Raw genomic sequence first — 20,079 nt, 5'->3', positions numbered from 1 at the left:
TCAAAACAGTTATGGCAACAACGTACAAAACACCCGGCGTTTACGTGGAGGAAATATCGAAATTACCTCCGTCGGTAGCGCAAGTAGAAACCGCTATCCCTGCTTTTATTGGTTATACTGAAAAAGCTACCAATAAAATAAAGGGCGACCTGAAAGGTGTTCCGACAAGAATTACTTCGATGCTGGAATATGTAACCTATTTCGGAACTGCAAAGCCCGAAACTACCATTGAAATTACCATTAACGATACACTGCTGAATGGCGTCACAAAACGCGATTTGGTTGTAAAACAGCCGGCATCGCGGGAACCTTTCCTGATGTATTATTCGCTGCAACTGTATTTTGCCAATGGCGGCGGGCCATGTTACATTGTATCGGTTGGCCGCTACGGAACCGATTTGGATGAGGACGATTCACAGGTCACTTCCATAAATAATTCCGACGATTTTAACGACGGATTAGCCGAAGTGGCAAAAGTGGATGAAGTAACGCTGTTGGTTTTTCCCGATGCTACAGCGCTTTCAACTCCTTCCGAATTCTTTAGCTTGTACAACGATGCACTGGCTCAATGTGACAAACTGCAGGATCGTTTCACGATCATCGATACGCACAGTTACGATGCTGCCAGTCCGGGCGATTCAAATATTGCAGACCTGCGAAAGTTCATCAGTTCCGACAAAGCTTGGGCAAAATACGGAGCTGCTTATTATCCATTTCTGAAAACCATTCTGAACTATCAGTTTGATGAAAAGAAGATTATTGTTTCTCATTATTCCTACGATGCCAGTGCCTACGAAACCATCGAAGAAAATATAACGGCTATTGAAAGTCCGTCTTCAGGTCTTCCTGCTGTAGTGGCCGATCTGGTCGATCTGACAACAACACCGGGAGATATATCGGGAGCAATTAGCGATGTACTTTTGCAAATGTACAGTGCCAGCGGCTTCGATTTGGGAGGAACTTTTTCGAGCGACAGTACCAAAAAGACGGCATTCCTCGATGCAGTGGAAGCATTGCTCGGATCACTCGGCGAACTCAATGATTTTAAAACAAAACTGAACACCGAAGCCAAGGCGGCTTCAGATACCATCTCTGATGAGGATCAGACAATTGCCGACGGAATTGATGCGGCTTTGGTTACGTTTAATGCCGATTTTGAAGGTGCAGGAAAAATCGATGAGGTATACAGTAACCTGCAGGAGTTATTTGTAAAAATGCAAAATGCTGATACCTCTACAAAAATCAAAAACCTCTTGGATGTAAACGCTGTAAACTTTGATGCTGAGCTAAAAAAACTGGAAGATTATACACCGCTGAATACGCAAACAGGCATCACGTCAAACACCGATGCATTTGCTAATGTGCTTGCAAACATGACCGCGCTGATCATTGAAATAAGAAAAGTTGAAGGCAAGGACAAAAATAACGGGGCCTTAAATGGTCGCAGCCTAATTGCTGTTGAGCAGGAAGATAATGCTACCTACAATAAAATTCTTACTGCCATCGGAAATCTGCCGCTTGAGTTACCGCCGAGTTCTGCTATGGCCGGTGTTTATGCGCGCGTTGATAGCGAACGTGGTGTATGGAAAGCACCTGCAAATGTGAGTTTGAATTATGTTTCGGAACTGACAGTAAAAGTGACTAACGATATTCAGGACGACCTGAATGTTCATACTCAGGGCGGAAAATCAATCAATGCAATTCGTGCTTTTACCGGCAAGGGTATTCTGGTTTGGGGTGCACGAACACTGGCCGGAAACGATAACGAATGGCGCTACATTTCTGTTCGTCGTTTCTTTAATATGGTTGAAGAGTCGGTAAAAAAAGCAACCGGCGTATTTGTTTTCGAACCCAACGATGCCAATACCTGGGTGAAAGTTAAAGCAATGATCGACAACTATTTGGTGAACCAGTGGAAAGCCGGTGCATTGGCAGGTACAACTCCCGAACAGGCTTTTTATGTAAAAGTTGGATTGGGAGAAACAATGACCGCGCAGGATATTCTTGAAGGCCAAATGATCATCGAAATTGGAATGGCAGCGGTTCGTCCGGCTGAATTCATTGTGCTGAAATTTTCACATAAAATGCAGGAGATTTAAATCAACAACACTTTAAAAGAATAAATTATGGCAACTACATATCCATTACCAAAGTTTCATTTTAAAGTGAGCTTTGGCGACACAGAATTTAACTGCACCGAAGTTTCGGGACTCGATTTCGAACGCGAAGTAATTGAGTACCGCGCCGGTGCCGATGCCGAATACCACAAAGGCAAACAACCCGGTTTGGCGAAATACAGCAATATTACATTGAAACGCGGAACCTTCGCCGACAAAGGACTGGAGATTTACGAAAAATGGGTGAAAACGGTTTATTTTCAGGAGGAAGGCGAAAAATATCGTGGAGACCTGGTGATCAGCTTATTAAACGAAAGTCACGAGCCCGTTGTAAGCTGGAAAGCAATTAATGCTTACATCACAAAAATTCAGGCCACCGATTTTAAAGCCGATGGCAATGAAATAGCAATTGAGACTGCAGAATTTGTTCATGAAAAACTGACCATGATTGAATAAGCGAATGAGTGAATTTCATCCACCCATAGGATTTCATTTCAGCGTTGAGTTTCCGGATATTTCCTCCAACAGCAAGGATCAGCGTTTTCAGTCGGTTGCAGGACTAACGGTTGACGTGGATACCGAGGAAATTGCCGAAGGAGGAGAGAATCGGTTTAAACACAAAGTGCCTGTTCGTACCAAGTATCCCAACCTGGTGTTGAAACGCGGATTACTGGTGGATTCCGATGTGATAAAGTGGTGCCGCGATGCGGTTGAGAATTTCAACTTCAAGCCCACCAACCTTATTGTGAAACTGCTGAATGAGGAACATGATCCGCTGATGAGCTGGAATGTTGTTCATGCCTATCCGGTAAAATGGAGCATGAGCGATTTTAATGCCGAAGAAAGCAAACTGGCCATCGAAACGCTGGAACTTACTTATAACTATTTCAATGTAATAAAAACGTAATATACTTATGCCAATAGAAATTAAGGAATTACACATTAAGATCAATGTTTCTGGTGATTCGGAACGGCCCCGAAGCGGTAGTGGTGGTGGCGAAGAAAGTTCAAAAGAAAAGATCGTTGAAGCCTGTGTGGAGCAGGTGATGGAAATCTTATCGAAAAAGGAGGAACGCTAATATGTCGGGAGAACTTACAAAACTGCAGATAAAAGCATACAGCGATGAACAGTTCAATAACGAAGTTGCCAATGGCGAATTTCAGGCTTTATTGAACCCGGAGAAGTATGTTTTTAAGTACAAAGTTGAACAGAACAACCAGCAGGCGTCGGGAACAAGTTCATCTTCGCCGCGCTATAATCGTACGCCACCCGAAGATCTGGAGTTGGAGTTTATTTTTGACCGCACTGGGGTGTTAATGAATTATGGCAAGCCTTCAAAAACTGATGACAATAAACTTTCGGCCGATGAAGGAAATGGGATAAAGGAAGATATTGATCAGTTTAAACGTGTGGTTTTCGATTACAACGGCGACGAACACCGCCCCAATTATCTGGTTATTTTGTGGGGAACACTTCTGTTTAAAGGTGTTTTAACTGAGGTTGATATCACATTCAAGCTGTTTAAATCCGACGGTACGCCACTACGTGCAACAGCCAACGCAAAATTTAAAGGTTTTGTTGAGGATAATTTGCGGGTGGCAACCGAGAACAACTCTTCGCCCGATCTTACGCACATTCGGGAAGTGAAAGAAGGTGATACTTTGCCTTTGATGACGCACCGGATATATGGCGACCCGAAATATTACCTAGAAGTGGCGAAAGCAAACCGAATCACCAATTTTAGAAAATTGAAGGTAGGACAGAAGATATTCTTTCCTCCTATTCAAAAAGTATAGTAAATATGCCTGAAACGCGAGTCATACCAACTGCACGGTCGGCCGACCTGGTTACATACAAAATTCTTGTTGAAGGGGAAGAATTATCTTCTACTAATCAGATTTTGAGCATCACGGTGCAAAAGGAGATCAACCGGATTCCCTGGGCAAAAATTGTGTTGCTCGACGGCGATCCTGCAGCGCAGGATTTTATGCTGAGCAACGAAAGTTTTTTTGTTCCGGGAAAGGAGATCGAGATAAAGACCGGTTACCATTCCGAGGAAGAAACCATTTTTAAAGGGATTGTAATCAGGCATAATCTGAAGATCCGGTCCGACAAAGCACAGCTGGAAATTGAATGCAAAGACAAGGCCGTAAAAATGAGCATCGGACGAAAAAGCAAATATTTCTACGACAGTAACGACAGCGATATTCTCGAAGAAATTATTAGTGCGCATGATTTGCAAACCGATGTTGAAGCTACGGATGCAACTTATCCTGAAATGGTTCAATATCGGGTAAGCGACTGGGATTTTTGCGTGACACGTGCGCAGGCTAACGGCAAAGTGTGCGTGGTTGATGATGGTAAATTTTCGGTGCAAGCTCCGGACTATTTACAGGAAGAAAAAATGACCCTCGTTTACGGGGCAACTATTCTTGATTTTGATGCCGAAATGGATGCCCGCAATCAGTTTGCCAATGTTACCAGTTTTGGCTGGGATGTGGCTAACCAGGAAATAGTGGAAAAAGAAGCTAATAATGCCGATGTTGAGCTTAACGGAAATATTTCGCCTGATGAACTGGCTTCGGTAATCGAGTTGGATAAGCTTGAATTACGCGACGGAAGTGCCAGTACTGATATTGGATTACAGGATTGGGCCAATGCTAAAAAGTTGTTTAATCAACTGTCTAAAACACGCGGCCGTGTCCGTTTTCAGGGTGTTCCCGATGTAAAGCCAAACACGACTGTTGTATTGGCAGGAGTGGGCGATCGATTTAACGGGAAAGTTTATGTTTCCGCCGTTCGTCATCAAATTACAGAAGGCAACTGGACAATTGATGCACAATTCGGAATCAATCCAAAGTGGTTTTCCGAAACGGTTGATATAAATGAAATGCCGGCCGCCGGACTGCTTGGAGCCGTGAGTGGATTACACGTGGCAAAAGTCACGCAAATTCATGACGATCCCAACGGCGAGTACCGTGTAATGGTGCGCATGCCCATAATTAACAACGACGAACAAGGTGTTTGGGCACGTGTAGCTACACTTGATGCAGGCGACAGTCGGGGATCGTTTTTCCGCCCCGAGCTGGACGATGAAGTAATTGTTGGTTTTCTGAACGACGATCCAAACGATCCGGTGATTTTGGGCATGTTGCACAGTAGCGCATTGCCATCGCCGCTTGAGCCAGAAGAGCCCAACAATGAAAAGGGATTTGTAACTCGAAGCGAGCTGAAATTCCTTTTTAACGATGAGAAAAAATCGATTGTTCTGGAAACGCCCGGAGGCAAAATAATCACTGTTGATGACGATGCCGGAATCATTAAAATCGAAGATGAATCAGGAAATGTGAGCACTTTCGATTCCAGTGGTATTTCGTTGGAAAGTCAGGGCGATATTTCGATAAAAGCTATGGGCGATGTAAATATCGAAGGAATGAATGTGAGTGTTAAAGCGAATGCAGAGTTTAAAGCCGAAAGCAGTGCCGGTTCCGAACTGGCATCGTCGGCCATAACAAAAGTTACAGGATCATTAGTACAAATAAATTGATATGCCACCAGCAGCAAGAATAAATGATATGCACACCTGTCCGATGGTTAATCCGGGGCCTGTCCCTCATGTTGGAGGACCGATTTTACCACCCGGCGAACCAACGGTTATGATTGAAGGGTTGCCGGCCGCCCGGGTAGGAGATATGGCCACTTGTACCGGTCCGCCCGACACAATTGCAATGGGCTCGGGAACGGTGTTTATCGGAGGAATGCCAGCCGCTCGCATTGGCGATCTTACAGCGCATGGCGGAACAATAGTCATGGGGAGTGGAACAGTAATAATTGGAGGTTAATATGCAGGAATACAATTCATTTTTAGGACGCGGATGGAGTTTCCCCCCGGAATTCAAAAAGGGAACAAAAAGTGTAAAACTTCTGGAGGGTGAAGAGGACATTAAAAGTAGTCTCGAAATTTTGTTATCGACCCGATTAGGGGAACGTATCATGGTTCCGGATTACGGGTGTAACCTGGATGAAATGCTTTTTAAACCCTTGAATCTGACGCTGAAAACCTATGTTATCGACCTGATTAAAAAAGCCATTCTGTATCATGAACCACGAATTGACGTGAATAAAATTGCCATCGATCCGATTAATGAACTGGAAGGCGAATTGCTGATCAACATCGATTATACCATCCGATCTACTAACTCGCGAAAAAATATGGTATTCCCATTTTACAAAACCGAAGGCAGCGAAACTTAAACGACTATTAAATGGCAAATTGCGGAAAAGACATATTACTATCCCGGGAGGGAACCGAACAACAGCTGCGGTTTATCGAAGCGCTCGATCCGGCATGGGTAAAATTGAACGATTTTGGCCTTGGAGAGTGGATGAAGTTTGCCTGGGATTTTGCAAAGCACGTTAACTATTTCGACACAAAAAATGAACAGGTCCCGGCCGATAACTGGCAGGATTTTTTTATCGCAAAAGATGAACTAACAAGTTTTTTAGCAGATATTGAAAAGGGTTCAGAAATAACACCTCACCTGGCATTGTTTGTCAGTTTCATCAAACTACTCGACACCACTAAAAAGCATTTTAACCACTTATCAAAACGTCACCTCGACTTTTATTACAAACGAGTACTTCAACTTGAAAAGCAACCGGCAACACCCGATACCGTTCATGTTTTGTTTGAATTGGCAAAAAATGCCGAATCGGAACTTATTGCTGAATCAACAGCTTTGGATGCAGGGAAAGACAGCGGCGGCAAAAAACTTATTTATAAAACTTCGGAAGAACTGGTTGCCAACCGTGCAAAAGTAGCCGCACTAAAAAGCATTTACAACGATCACGAATACCAGAAGATAAAATCGGCAGAAGTAGCCAATTCATTCGATGGAGCAGGTGCCGATTTCCCTGATAAAAACGTAAAATGGTGGCCCTTTGCCTATTACGAATTGCCACCGGAAGGCGATGAACCTGATCTGCGCGAATATCCTGAATTGCCCAATGCCAAAGTAGGTTTTGCGGTTGCAGGTGAAATCCTCGAATTGCAGGAAGGTGAGCGCTATGTGCAACTTACGCTCGATTTCGATACGGTGCTTTCAAAATCGTATTCGTTTGATGATTTAAAAGCCAACCTAAAAATTTTAATAACAGGGGAAAAGGGCTGGCTCGAATCCGGAGAAATCGTTGAATCGTTTGCAAACAGTGCTATTGGCGTGAATTTTACATCCGGTTCCAATGCTTCCGATTTGAGTTTGCTTCACATCCTTTTTCAAATTCCAAAGGACGAAAAAGCAATTGTTGCGTATGATAAAAAAATACATGCCGAAAATTTCGATACTCAGTTCCCCGTTTGCCGGGTTCTTATAAATACCGGGAGTGAAACGGGGCATGAACTCTATCGCGATCTGGTGGATAAGAAACTCAACGAACTTGCAATTGATGTTGCAGCAATTGGTGTTGAAAACCACAATCTTTACAACGATATTGGCACCATAAATGCTGCAAAACCTTTTTACCCGTTTGGTACGCAGCCCGTCAAAAAATCGAAGTTTTACGTGGATTATGCCGAGCTGTACAAAAAGAAATGGAACAAACTAAATATTAATGTTGAGTGGAAAAATACACCGGAAAATTTTAGAACATGGTATGCAGCATATCGCGGAGCGTTTAAAAACAAAATTAGTGCAAGCGATTATTTAAAGGGAATTCTGAGCGTTGATTATCTGGATTCCATCACTCAGTCGATGCAATTTAGGGCAGTCACCGATATTGGCAATATAAAAAGGACTACCCCTGACTTTGAGATACTTCAGTTTAACGATCTTATCGTGTCTGGCGATTCGTATTTTACCGCTGCAGTGGAGCTTAACGAAAAAGAAGAATGGACTGTACAAAGTGAGCTCAATAATAAGGTTTTGTTTGAGGGACCCGATGACGGCATATTTTCACTTTCACTCGATGTCAGTAATCCGCTAATACAAAAAGACAAAGCCGGTCCTTTGCGTTTATCGCTAAACAAAACGTTTTTACACGAAATGTATCCGCGTTTATACGCTTTGGCCATGAGCAGTGAAGATGAAAATGTTCTGATCCCAAACGAACCATACACACCGTTTATTGAGAAATTAACTTTGGACTATACCGCTTCAGCTCAAATTAAACTAAAGGATGACGAGTATGAGTTTAAAGATTTTGCGCTGTATCACGAGCATCCGTTTGGACAGGCTTTGGAAGATATTGAGCAAAAAATCGCCAATAAGATTTTGCAGGAAGACGAAGCAAAAATCCAACATGCGGTGCCAACTTATTGTAACGGCGGAGAACTTTATATTGGCCTTGAAAATGCAAAGGCGCAGCAAAATGTGTCACTTTTGATACAGGTGCTGGAGGGAAGCGAAAACCCGGAAACGGAATCGTTTGTGGGCAAACAAAAAGTAGAGTGGTGGATGTTGTGCAGCAACGAATGGAAACGACTCGAACGTTCTTCAATTATTTTCAATCAAACCGATAATCTGTTGAAATCGGGCATTTTAAAGTTTAAAATTCCCAAAGAAGCTACCGATAATAATACATTACTACCGGGTGGCTTGATGTGGCTGAAAGCCCGGATTCACAAAAAATACAACGCCGTTTCAAAGGTTATTGGAATTCATGCACAGGCAGTAGAAGCCAAATTTGAAAATAACAATAATAAGCTTGATCATCTGAACGACGGATTGAGCTCCAATACCATTTCAAAAATGGTAGTAAGGCCGCCAAGAATTAAGTCGCTTTCGCAACCTTACAGTTCTTTTGGAGGTCAACCAACGGAAAGTGATTCAGCTTTTTATCGCCGTGTAAGCGAACGACTTCGGCATAAGAACAGGGCAATTACCTTGTGGGATTATGAGCATTTAGTGCTTCAGGAATTCCCTGAAATTCATAAGGTAAAATGCCTTAATCACACTTCAACAAAAGTTGAAAAAGAAAAACGAATTACAAGCTATTTGGCACCCGGAAATGTGGTGCTGGTGGTGATTCCCGATATTGTTAACCGGAATGTATTCGATATTTATAAACCCAGGGTAAGCAAGGCAACCCTGAATCGTATTGAGAATTTTATCCGGAAACTGAACGCTCCCTTGATCAGTACAAAAGTGATCAATCCGGAATATGAAGAAGTACGTGTCGATTTAAAGGTTCAATTTTATGAGGGATACGACGAGGTTTATTACAAAACTGTACTAAAAGAGGATCTGATACGCCTGCTTTCGCCCTGGGCTTTTGACAGCAAAGCCCTTATTCAATTCGGCCTTTCGCTGCACAAAAGTATTGTTATCGACTATGTTGAAAAATTAAAATACGTGGACTTTGTAAGTGATTTAAAACTATTTCAAACCAATGCTGCAACCGGTAAAGAGGTGGAAGTAAAAATCGCCAGTCCAAACAGTCCAGAGGCCATTCTGGTATCATCGAAATTGCACAGAGTTAACGATATTGAAAATAATTGCTCAAATACCACAATTGAACCAGCAGAATCATGTCAGAGTTAAACGAACATATTACCATTCCTAAAAACGTTGCAAGCGGCAACGATCTGGATTATGCTTTCCTGCGCCAAAAAGGACAGGAATACATTGAAAAGCTGGCTAGAAATATCTGGACCGATTACAACGAGCACGATCCGGGTATCACCATCCTCGAAATGCTGAGCTATGCCATTACCGATCTGGGAGCACGGATTGCAATGCCGCTTGAAAACATTTTAACGCCTTCCGGGTCGGGATCGCTTAACGACCAGTTTTTTGATGCCAAACAGATTTTGCCTTCAAAACCGGTAACCGAAGCCGACTACAGGAAGTTGTTCATCGATATTGAAGGCGTTAAAAATTGCTGGCTGGCGAAATATGAAAAAATAGTTCATGTAGATTGCAAGAATGACTTGCTGAGTTACGATCCGATAGAATTTGATGAACTGGATAAACAGGAAAAGAAACAGTTCATAATTAACGGACTGCATAAAATAATTGTGGATTACGATGAACGCGTTCTTAAAAAAGCAGAAGATGAAGACGAGAAAAAAGTAGCGATAGATGAATCCATAATAAAGACTTACCATTCTAACCGTAATCTTTGCGAAGATCTGGTTGAGGTTGAGGAGGTGAAAACGCACCCGATTCAGGTGTGCGCCAGTATTGAACTTAATCCCGAGGTAGATGAAGAAAAAGTACATGCGCAGGTTTTGCGTACCATCGATGCTTATTTCTCTCCTAAACTCTGGTTTTATTCGTTACAGCAGATGTTTGAAAAAGGGTATTCGAGCGACCAAATTTTCGAAGGGCCGGTACTTGAACATGGTTTTATCGATCCCGAAGAATTGGAAAATGCCCGTTTGCGAAAAGAAATTCGCCTGTCTGATATTGTTCAGATCATTATGAAAATTGATGGGGTGAAACTCATCAAAGACATATCGATCAATGATTGCAGTAATTTGGAGGAAGAAAAGGATGTTTGGCTGGTTTGTGTGGAGGAAGGAAAGAAACCTGTTCGCTGCGATCTGAGTGCTTTCAGCTACTTTAAAGATGTGTTGCCGATTAATGTGAATAGTAAAAAAGTAAAAGAAAACATTGCTCAATTGGAAGCTGAAGAAGAAGATCGGCAGGAACTTTCAGCACTCGACAAGGAAATTCCCGTTCCGGATGGCGAGTATCTGGGAACCGGTGAAAACACAACCATTCAAAACGATTTTCCGGAAACTTATGGTATTGGGGCGGTAGGACTGAATTCAAGAGCTTCTGTGGCACGTAAGGCGCAGGCAAAACAGTTAAAAGCTTACCTCTTATTTTTTGATCAGATTTTTGCTACTTACTTTGCACATCTCGATAATGTAAAAGATTTGCTTTCGGTCGACAACAGCCTGACCAGTAGTTATTTTACGCAGGCTGTAAAAGATATTAAGGGATTTGCCGATTTGGTAGAGGACTATCCGAAAACAAATGACGAACTCCTGACCAAAAAGCTGTTGGCTGATCTCGACGATAATATTCAACGAAAAAATCAACTCCTCGATCATTTGCTGGCGCGCTTTGCCGAAAAATTCAGCCAATATTCATTTTTAATGAAACAGTTGTATGGAAATTATGCCGGACAAGCAGTGGTTGATGCGAAGCAAACATTTCTTTCGGAATATGGCGAAATTGTTAAGGTTAAAAATGGAGTTAAAGAAATAGAGAATAAAGGAATAAGCAACTGGCGGGGCAGCGCATTTAATTATTTCGAACAAAACCCCGCTGATATTTGGGATACCAAAAACGTTGCCGGTGCACAAAAACGAATCGCTCGCTTGTGTGGCGTTCAGGATTTTAGACGGCGTGATCTTTCCGGTTCGTTTGCCGAGATTTATGAACTGGAAGATGCCGATGAAAAAACGGTTTACCGCTGGCGGATCCGAAACGAAGAAGGCGAGGCCGTACTTTCCGCAACAGTAAATTACAATGCGCCACGTTTTGCCAGAGAAGAAATGTACCAGTCGATTGTAAAAGTGGTGGAAACCGATCCTGAAGTTATTGAAGAAGGTTTTCAGCTTACCATTAGTGATGAGGCTGAGGTTGGAAATTTTGAAATTCAAAAAGCAGAAAGTGGCAAATATTCGTTTGATGTGATCAACCTAAATGCTGATCCCGACAGCACCGACCGCATTATTGCACGGCAATTTCTTTACTACGATACACAGGAAGAATTGGAACAGGTAATTCTTGAACTTATTCAGTTTTTGCGTAATGAGATCGAAGAAGAGGGGATGTACATTGTTGAACACATCCTGCTTCGCCCCGATGTGACCAGTGAAGAGGGTTTGAAGGATCAGTTCATGTCGGTTTGTACCGATAATTGCGAAAGCTGCCAACCCATCGATCCGTATTCTTATCGTGTTACTGTGGTTCTGCCCGGCTGGACTTATCGCTTTGGAAACATGGATTTCAGGAACTTTATGGAAGATTTAATCCGCAGGGAATTACCGGCACATGTATTGGCGCGTATTTGCTGGATTGGCGAACCCAGAGGCTGGGTGGATGACGACAAAAACGACATGGTTCAGTTTGAAAAAGAATACAAGGATTTTCTGCTATCGAAAACAAAATCGGGGCAGAAACAAGTGAAAACAAAATTGAAAAAGCTAATAAAATCGCTCGAACAACTGAATTCGATTTATCCCGAAGGCAGGTTAATCGATTGCGATGATGAAGAAGACTCATTGGAAGGCCGGATTATTCTGGGCCGAACGAATATTGGAAACCTTTAATAACAGAAGTGATGGCATCGAAATTAACAGAAATCACAACCAAGTATCATACTTTTGTCGATAACCAGGTATTGACCAAAGACCAGTTAAATGAGTTTGTAAACTACTTCGACGATCAGGACCGTTTAACACGTGTTTTCCTGAACGGAGTTGGACTGGTTTGCGGATTCAAGGTCAGCAAAAGCGGGAATAAAATTACCATTTCACAGGGAGTTGGTGTAACCACCGACGGAGATTTGGTGCAATTGCAGAATGCCATTGAAAAGTCGCCATTAAAAAAGTTAGTTACCGGTTCGTTGACCTATTCCTGGTACAAGAAATTTAAAGACGATGCCGCTGTCTATTCACGTTTCCGCAAACTAGCCGGCAACGATGAGCTTTCGCTTGAAGTTCTCGATTTGTATGAACTACACACCGAAGAAGTGGAGGATGCCAAAGCACTGAGCGAATTGCCGGATTTGAATAATATGGTTGTTTTGCTTTACCTCGAATCGTTTGCCGATGAAGGCGACCTGTGTACTGCCATCGATTGCGACAACCAAGGAATTGCACAGATCAATCGATTGAGGGTGTTGCTGGTTTCAAAAGCCGATGCTGAATTTATTGCTTCCAACGATGTAATTTATACCGGTCACGACCGATTCGAGCAGTATTTCAACCTGCCCGAACTTGCGGTAAAACGTGTGGTACTAAATCAAATGAATACCTCGAAATACGAAGAGTTGAAACGGGCCTATTACGATGCCATAAAAGGTAGTACGCTAAATAAAAATAATACGATAGCTCAACTCGGGGAAGGAATTGGCTCAATCGTAAAAAACTTTGGTAAGTTGCTGCAGATCAATATGTCCAAAACTTCGCTGAATTCATCGCTCTCAAAACTCAACAGTTATTATTCGTTTAGTCCGTATGGCGTGCCTTTCGATATTCAATACCGTTACGATCTGCTGAAAGATTTGGTGGATACTTATAACGAATTGAAAGATTTGATACTTCAACTAAAACAGCTTTGCCTACCCGATATCACTGCTTTCCCAAAACATCTGATGTTGGGAATGTTGTCGGAAATCAACAGCGAACCCAAAGATCTTCGTCACGATTTCTACCCTTCGCCGGCTTCGGGCTGCGATTGCAAAGAAATTGAAAAAGCAAAAAGTCTCTTATTGAAATTGTTTGTATTGATTGACAATTACAAAATAAAATCGGGTGAGATCAGAATCACTCCGTCGAATAAATTGCCGGAACTGAGCCAACGGAGCATTCCGTTTTATTACAAGCTCGATACCAACTTTTTGAAGTTCTGGGATTATTCAAAAACAAAACTGTTTCGCCACAATTATAATCTTGGTTATCGGATTGAAAACCTGGCTTCGGCACCACAGGTTCAGGATCCGCTAAGCTACAATACCGATACTTCCGAATTTTACAGGGTTGAAGGTCACCAGGGAAAAGATTACCGCGATGTGCTGGAAGATCTTGACGACCAGAAAAAGAAATATGGTCTTTCGTTCGATGTAAAAGCACTTTCTGTAAACATCAACTCGAACGATCTCGACATCGACGATTATGAATGCGAATTCGAGGATTTGAAAGTGATGTTAAAAGCCTGGACCAAAGAGCAGGATTGTATTTTGGCTGAAGTGGCCAGTTTCTTTTCGGCTTTTAGTACTAAAATACCCGGTGCCAATATTCGGGAAGCCGAACTGGATCTAACAAAGGCTGCTTCGATCAACACCAATTTCGATGTAGATTATAACGCTGTCAGGGCTTATCAACCCGTTTATTATAAATCTACGATTGGTACTGCTTCAAAAGCCTTGTACGAGGAAATAGACAAAGGCAAGGCCGTGGAAGAAAATATTACTATCGCGGAAGATACTATTGGCGTGGAAATGATTAAGGCAATTAAAGAAACCAAAGGGGGATCGGTAAACGACATTATTGCCAACGCCAGCAAAAAACTTGAAGCTAAGGTTGATACCCAAGAATGGAATGCCGAACCCGAATTGAAAGAATTTGTGGTGGATAAATCGGTGGAACTGATGGCGCATACTTATGTGCTCACGCAGCGCATGCCGGTAGCTGTTAACCTGGTAGATGTAAGTAGGGTGAATGCCTATAAATTGTCGTTAACGCAGTTGTGTAGTCTCGTTAAAAAACTTAAAGCAAAGTACCAGTCAACAAAACTATCGGTTGGTTTACAGTCGTTTACAGGATTGTTGATCAACCAGCTATCAACGGTTTGTTGTTCGGGTAAAAAACTCGAAGTATTACTGGATGAAGTAAATGCACGAAAAGAAGAAATTTTACTGCGTTTACAATTATCTAAATTTATTGAACAACATCCGGGATTGGAACACAAGGCCGGTGTAGAGCCGGGCGGTACATTTGTGCTGGTCTACAAAAACAGTGAAACAAAACGCGATGTTACAAATGTGCCATCTGATGCTGTACTTTCCAGATCCGCAATTTCTGCTGATTATCTTACTGCTTCCAAGACCATGCTGTCGGATAAGATCATGAATCTGGACAAACTCTCGTTTACGGAACGATCAACAGTACTTAAAAGTGCAAAAGAACTGATTAAATACGAAGATTATTCTTCGCGTTTAAAAGAAATTAGTGTGCTCGACCGGCTGAAACCAAGCTCCCAAATTGTGGACAATACAGTGTTGGCCGATTTTGCGCTGCCCTACATGTGTTGCTCCGATTGTGCACCAATCAATTATATCATTTCAAAACCGCCGGCAACATTGCGATTATCGCGTAACAGCTATTGCCTGCTGACCGATACCGATCCCATACTTTATGAAGTTACGCCTGCCGACGGTGAAATCGGAATGAATCCCGAAGTTTCGGGAGTGAGTATTGAGGATGGGAAATTAACCCTTGTGGCCGATAATTTCCCTGAAGAAATGTTGGGTCAGACGATTCATTTTACGGTCGACAGTCAGATTACTGATGCAGTATTGACGGTTTACCAGGGAATACAGGTTGATTTTGAAGTGCCTGCTGAACCAACTACCGAGGCTACTCACCGCTTTTCACCTACCGGAGATTTGGAAGGCACCGGCTTTTTCTGGGAATTTGGTGATGGTGCAACGGCTACCTCGCAAAATCCTTCGCATACCTACAAATTGCCGGTTAACGACGAGAATAAAGTGACTGTGCGCTTAACAGCTACTGCATCCAACGGAATTTGTAAAACAACTGTTGAACACGATATTGTTTTTGCTGAAATAAAGCCTGAGATAAGTCTTGATCCCGATACATTCTGTGCCAATGATAAAAGGGAATATCCGTTTAAAGTGACTCCGGAAGGCGCTAAAGTTGAAATTGCGGGCGATGGGGTGATTCCGAATAACACCGGAGGATTTAGTTTTATTCCTGCAGCGGCAAAACCGGGAACGGCAACTTTCTCATTAAACGGAGAAGATTCAGGATTGTCGGTGACGGTTCACGCAGCTCCGTTGGCAGTATGCACACCTAAACAAGTAGAAAATAAAAATCTGCTGGTGATTTCCAATAAATCCAAAAACGCTTCAACATTTGAATGGACGATAAATGGTTCTCCGCGGACAACAACAAACCTCAATCCGATAGAGATCACCATTCAACCAGAAGATCCTTCGGAATGGAAGATTACGCTCGTGGCAAGAGGTGCTGATGTTTGCCCTGTATCGCGCACGAGTACAACGATTAGAACAAAATATATTGAGGAAACTCCGGTGAATACCTGCGTTGAAGAAACAAAAGCGGCGATACTTGGCGATGCTAAAATTTTGGCAACTATTAAACCGGATACAAACGGAGTGTTAGCAAATATTCTGAAGCAAACCCGAACTATTTATGGTGGTACCAGCGACTTTAATAAAGGCGTTATCAATCGTATCGATGAATACTTAAAAGGCGATGCTAACGCTGAACTGGAGGTTATGTTCCCAAAACTGTTGAATGATACCTCGAATATGATCCCGGAACTGGCAAATAATCCGGAATTGCAGAAGCAAGCTTTGACTTTACTCGAACTTCAATTGCGGCTCTTCTACAATATTTTGGGTTGTCAGGATGCCGAAGTGATCAAAAAATTTGGCGATCTAATCGACAGCATACTTAAGCAAATATTGAGATTGTTGAAAACGCTGCAAGGAATGCAAATTATCTTTAGCGATACCATGAAGAAATTCGTTGAGGCCTACGCACAAAAAGTCGCTGATCTGATATTCCTGGGTGAACACATGCAAACGATTATTCAAAATAAATTTATCTGATTTTGAATGCCGACCGACATATAATTGACAAAGTTTTTCTCGATATCAATGCGATTAGCGAGACCGAAGCTTACTGGTTAAAAGACCATATTAGTTCGTTTTTAAACGATCTGGTTTTTCCGGGGTTGGAACAACTGTTCAATGATATGGGAGAGCGTGACAGCATTTCACGTTTCGAAAGAATTAATCTCGATATTTCGCTTGATAACTGGGATGATCCTAATGTTTTGCGGATAGAAATTGAAAATCAGCTTCGGCAAAAAATTGCATTTGCAGCCATTGAAAAACGCTATCCGGTAAATGGTGATAAAAACGGAGCAAAAGGTATTTCAGGATACCATGAATCCAATAAGATATCAGGAGAACAAAACCAACAAAGCATATTCTTATTCTTTCTCAAAAATGGGTATTTACCTTGGTTTGGGCAGAAATCAGATGTCGATCAGCTGCTCTCAGAAAAAGAGTGGATAAAAAATATGGAGACGGAGCGTTTTGTGACCAAAGTAAAAGAGCTTTTAAAATCGGATGAAACAGTTCTTCAACGATTTGTTTGGCAACTGCCAACTCGTAACAGTATTCAGTTTATCAACTCATTTAAGGCATTTGATTTTCCTGCCGATTCAGGGGTGAATACTTTTATGAAGAAACTGACTAATACGCTCAGAAATCACTTTATTTCCGTTTTATTGAAGATCAGTATAGGAAAGGATGAATCAGATTGGAAACCGGAACTAATCAGGTTTTATGCTTCTTATTTATCGGAGAATCATTCTCATAAAACTTTGGAAGATCAAATACATCAGCTCGGGAATAAGCTTAAAAATATTTCTCGGCACACAAATTTAGTGCTCACGCAAAAAGATTGCGACAAGGTTTCGGTTTTATTAAAACAGAATGCCCGGAATCAACTTGCGGAAAAGGGGAGAACAAAACAAAAAGAGCGTAAAATTGAAAATGATCCTACCATTATTTCACAAGGGAACAATTTTACCGTGAAAAAAGAACCGCTGTTTTTTGATAAAGACACTGGCGAAATCGCCGTTCAAAATGCAGGGCAGGTTCTTTTTCACCCCTTTTTAAAACTATTTTTTCAGAAATTTAACTGGCTCGATAAAGCCTCAAATATCAAGGACGATAATCGCATAAAAGCCTTGCAGACACTTCATTATTGTGCCACCGGAAACGATCAGTTTTTTGAAGGCGATCTGGTTCTCGAAAAATTTCTGTGTGATGTGCCGCTAAAAACAACAATTCCGGGTTCAAGTCTGCTAAATGAAGCGGTAAAATCGGAGGCAGACAATATGCTTCGGGAACTCATCAAAAACTGGCCGGCATTAAAGAATACTTCACCCGATGGATTGCGGGAGATGTTTGTAAAGAGAAGCGGTAAACTAATTCAAAAAGATCGGAATTTTAAACTAATCGTTGAACGAAAAACGCAGGACATTCTATTGGATAAATTACCATGGAATATGTCCATTATAAAACTGCCGTGGAAGAAGGAATTAATATTTGTAGAATGGTGAGTTATGAAAACGAGTGTCAGAAAATATAGGGGTTACGGAAGAAGCCAACGACCATTTTTTGCGGTTCAACCCAAATTAAAAGTTGGCCAGGTTGGAGATAAGTACGAACAGGAAGCAGACAATATCGCCGATGCAGTTGTGGACAGAAATACTGAAATCGGTAATGCGGATGGTGACCGACAGGTACAAAACAATACCTTGTCTGAATCGATTTCACCACTTGTACAGCACGATTTGGAAGAACTGGGACAGGCCCAAAATTCTGTAATGGAGGAAGAAGAAGCCTTGCAAACACAGGCCGTAGAGGAAGAAGAAGAAGCGCTGCAAATGCAAAGCGAAGAAGATGAGGAGATGGTTCAAACTCAGATTGAGGAAGAGGAAGAACCATTGCAAATGCAGGTTGAAGAAGAAGAGGAGGAGCCTGTTCAAATGCAGGTGGAATCAGAAGAAGAGGAAGTAATGATGCCAAAATTGGAGGGGAAATCTGTTACGGATTCATCTTCGAATGTTGAAACCGGTTTAAAACAAAACAACAGCAACGGCAAGCCAATGGATAATCCAATTCAGGCAGAAATGGAAAGTGGTTTTGGAGCAGATTTTAGTTCGGTAAGGATTCACGATGATAGTAATGCCGCCAAACTAAACCAACAAATGGGAGCCAAAGCTTTCACCAACGGAAAAGATATTTATTTCAACGATGGAAATTACAATCCTGCTTCGGAAGAAGGAAAACATTTGCTGGCACACGAATTAGCACACACCATTCAGCAAACCGGTTATGTGAAGCCAAACCTGCAAATGGCAATGGATGATAATCGCGATTTGGTGGCAGATCGCTTTAGTGGTAATCGTACGTTGGAAGCCTGTTTAGATGGAGAACGGAGGCTGGGCTATGGCTACTCCGGACGTCCGGTTTCATTGATACAGCGGGCTTTGGTTGATGCCGGATTCCCACTGCCAGTCCATGGTGTTGATGGAATTTTTAGGTCTGAAACCCGGGCAACCGTGCAACGATTCCAACGATCTTCTTCATTACCTGAAACCGGAGTGATTGATGCACGAACCATGTCGGCCCTCGATGGCTTGTTCTCATGGGGTAGTCCTTCGCTGCCTACAGGCACTCCCGGTACCGTAGCTCCAAGCATTACTTCGGAAACCATTAATATTGCTCCCGACGGATCGGCTGATAACAGAACGACTGTAGGTGTTGGTGAATTTGTTCGCTTCACAGGAAACACAGAAGGAACCTGGTCGGCAACAAGTGGGCGCATCATTGGTTTAAATTCAGGGCAAAATATGGTTTGGGAAGCTCCGGCTACTCCATCCATTAGTATCATTAGCCTTACCAATCAGGCCGGAACAGCCAACATTATTTTTTCCACTTTACCTCCCCGGGGTATATCCCTGCAACGATCAAATATTTTGCCTATTCCCGCCGGAACACTTGGTGCGGCAATGGAAGCTAATATTACCGTACTTCCTTTGAATGTAAACCTCGGGCGAACCCAGTGGTTTGAGGAACCCGGACCAGCAACCAGCGTATCGGGCTATTTCACCCGCTTTTCAGCAGCAGACCTGCATCATGATCCAACAGCGCATTATTTGCCGGTTGATGATATGAACCGTGGACTCGTTGATGAGGCCGCCTGGCGTGGGGGCAATCCACCGTTTGCCGACGGTTATCACGAATGGGTGATTCCAAATAAGTATAAAATTGATGGCGAGCCGGATGCTCGGGGAAGAGTGTTTACGAATGTAACGCAGTCATTCTTTGTTACTTCCACCGGAAATTTTATGGTGGCAAAAGCCGGAGCCTTCATTTTTCGAACCATTAATAATTTCACCTTTTAAAATATGCGTGCACTTCATCATTGAAATT

The 20,079-nt window shown here is 42.4% G+C and carries 13 protein-coding genes; all 13 read left to right on the top strand.

Features of this window, described 5'->3' with window-relative positions:
• Window positions 1-11 precede the first annotated feature (11 nt).
• From G0Q07_RS12480 to G0Q07_RS12425, 13 genes are read left to right on the top strand one after another with little or no spacing between them, the layout of a single operon-like run.
• Complete coding sequence (locus G0Q07_RS12480) at window positions 12-2,099, top strand: phage tail sheath family protein (RefSeq protein WP_163346403.1); 2,088 nt, start codon at window positions 12-14, stop codon at window positions 2,097-2,099.
• Between the two features lie 27 nt (window positions 2,100-2,126).
• Complete coding sequence (locus G0Q07_RS12475) at window positions 2,127-2,573, top strand: phage tail protein (RefSeq protein WP_163346402.1); 447 nt, start codon at window positions 2,127-2,129, stop codon at window positions 2,571-2,573.
• 4 nt (window positions 2,574-2,577) lie between these two features.
• Window positions 2,578-3,024: a phage tail protein gene (locus tag G0Q07_RS12470; protein ID WP_163346401.1), complete on the top strand. Its 447-nt coding sequence runs from the start codon at window positions 2,578-2,580 to the stop codon at window positions 3,022-3,024.
• 7 nt (window positions 3,025-3,031) lie between these two features.
• Window positions 3,032-3,196 (top strand): DUF5908 family protein, encoded by a 165-nt coding sequence (locus tag G0Q07_RS20340; RefSeq protein ID WP_203532536.1) that lies wholly within the window; start codon window positions 3,032-3,034, stop codon window positions 3,194-3,196.
• 1 nt (window position 3,197) lies between these two features.
• A complete protein-coding gene (locus G0Q07_RS12465; RefSeq protein ID WP_163346400.1) occupies window positions 3,198-3,914 on the top strand; it encodes a CIS tube protein in 717 nt (238 codons plus the stop codon).
• A 5-nt stretch (window positions 3,915-3,919) separates the two neighbouring features.
• Window positions 3,920-5,665, top strand: coding sequence for a type VI secretion system tip protein VgrG (gene vgrG / locus G0Q07_RS12460; protein WP_163346399.1), 1,746 nt, complete (start codon window positions 3,920-3,922; stop codon window positions 5,663-5,665).
• Window position 5,666: 1 nt separating this feature from the next.
• The gene (locus G0Q07_RS12455) at window positions 5,667-5,960 is read left to right on the top strand and encodes a PAAR domain-containing protein (protein ID WP_163346398.1); all 294 of its coding nucleotides are present in this window, start codon (window positions 5,667-5,669) and stop codon (window positions 5,958-5,960) included.
• A 1-nt stretch (window position 5,961) separates the two neighbouring features.
• The gene (locus tag G0Q07_RS12450; RefSeq protein WP_163346397.1) at window positions 5,962-6,372 is read left to right on the top strand and encodes a GPW/gp25 family protein; all 411 of its coding nucleotides are present in this window, start codon (window positions 5,962-5,964) and stop codon (window positions 6,370-6,372) included.
• A gap of 11 nt (window positions 6,373-6,383) precedes the next feature.
• Window positions 6,384-9,656 carry a baseplate J/gp47 family protein gene (locus G0Q07_RS12445; RefSeq protein WP_163346396.1) on the top strand — a complete coding sequence of 1,091 codons (3,273 nt, stop codon included), beginning with the start codon at window positions 6,384-6,386 and terminating at the stop codon, window positions 9,654-9,656.
• The gene (locus G0Q07_RS12440; RefSeq protein ID WP_163346395.1) at window positions 9,644-12,403 is read left to right on the top strand and encodes a hypothetical protein; all 2,760 of its coding nucleotides are present in this window, start codon (window positions 9,644-9,646) and stop codon (window positions 12,401-12,403) included. The genes G0Q07_RS12445 and G0Q07_RS12440 overlap by 13 nt, the downstream gene beginning before the upstream one ends.
• A gap of 11 nt (window positions 12,404-12,414) precedes the next feature.
• On the top strand, window positions 12,415-16,674 hold the full coding sequence (locus tag G0Q07_RS12435; RefSeq protein WP_163346394.1) for a PKD domain-containing protein: 4,260 nt from the start codon (window positions 12,415-12,417) through the stop codon (window positions 16,672-16,674).
• A gap of 2 nt (window positions 16,675-16,676) precedes the next feature.
• Window positions 16,677-18,200 carry a contractile injection system tape measure protein gene (locus G0Q07_RS12430; protein WP_163346393.1) on the top strand — a complete coding sequence of 508 codons (1,524 nt, stop codon included), beginning with the start codon at window positions 16,677-16,679 and terminating at the stop codon, window positions 18,198-18,200.
• A 3-nt stretch (window positions 18,201-18,203) separates the two neighbouring features.
• Entirely contained in the window at window positions 18,204-20,051 is a 1,848-nt protein-coding gene (locus tag G0Q07_RS12425) for an eCIS core domain-containing protein (RefSeq protein ID WP_163346392.1), read from the top strand.
• The last annotated feature ends 28 nt before the right edge of the window (window positions 20,052-20,079 follow it).

Source organism: Draconibacterium halophilum, from assembly GCF_010448835.1.
Classification (GTDB): Bacteria; Bacteroidota; Bacteroidia; order Bacteroidales; family Prolixibacteraceae; genus Draconibacterium; species Draconibacterium halophilum.
Note: the sequence above shows the minus strand (reverse complement) of the source record. Positions and strands in the feature narration are given on the sequence as shown.

Coding starts and splice junctions, on each gene's coding strand:
- G0Q07_RS12455 (WP_163346398.1), top strand. CDS start 5,667: ATGCCACCAGCAGCAAGAATAAATGATATGCACACCTGTCCGATGGTT.
- vgrG (WP_163346399.1), top strand. CDS start 3,920: ATGCCTGAAACGCGAGTCATACCAACTGCACGGTCGGCCGACCTGGTT.
- G0Q07_RS12480 (WP_163346403.1), top strand. CDS start 12: ATGGCAACAACGTACAAAACACCCGGCGTTTACGTGGAGGAAATATCG.
- G0Q07_RS20340 (WP_203532536.1), top strand. CDS start 3,032: ATGCCAATAGAAATTAAGGAATTACACATTAAGATCAATGTTTCTGGT.
- G0Q07_RS12435 (WP_163346394.1), top strand. CDS start 12,415: ATGGCATCGAAATTAACAGAAATCACAACCAAGTATCATACTTTTGTC.
- G0Q07_RS12440 (WP_163346395.1), top strand. CDS start 9,644: ATGTCAGAGTTAAACGAACATATTACCATTCCTAAAAACGTTGCAAGC.
- G0Q07_RS12475 (WP_163346402.1), top strand. CDS start 2,127: ATGGCAACTACATATCCATTACCAAAGTTTCATTTTAAAGTGAGCTTT.
- G0Q07_RS12425 (WP_163346392.1), top strand. CDS start 18,204: ATGAAAACGAGTGTCAGAAAATATAGGGGTTACGGAAGAAGCCAACGA.
- G0Q07_RS12465 (WP_163346400.1), top strand. CDS start 3,198: ATGTCGGGAGAACTTACAAAACTGCAGATAAAAGCATACAGCGATGAA.
- G0Q07_RS12470 (WP_163346401.1), top strand. CDS start 2,578: ATGAGTGAATTTCATCCACCCATAGGATTTCATTTCAGCGTTGAGTTT.
- G0Q07_RS12445 (WP_163346396.1), top strand. CDS start 6,384: ATGGCAAATTGCGGAAAAGACATATTACTATCCCGGGAGGGAACCGAA.
- G0Q07_RS12450 (WP_163346397.1), top strand. CDS start 5,962: ATGCAGGAATACAATTCATTTTTAGGACGCGGATGGAGTTTCCCCCCG.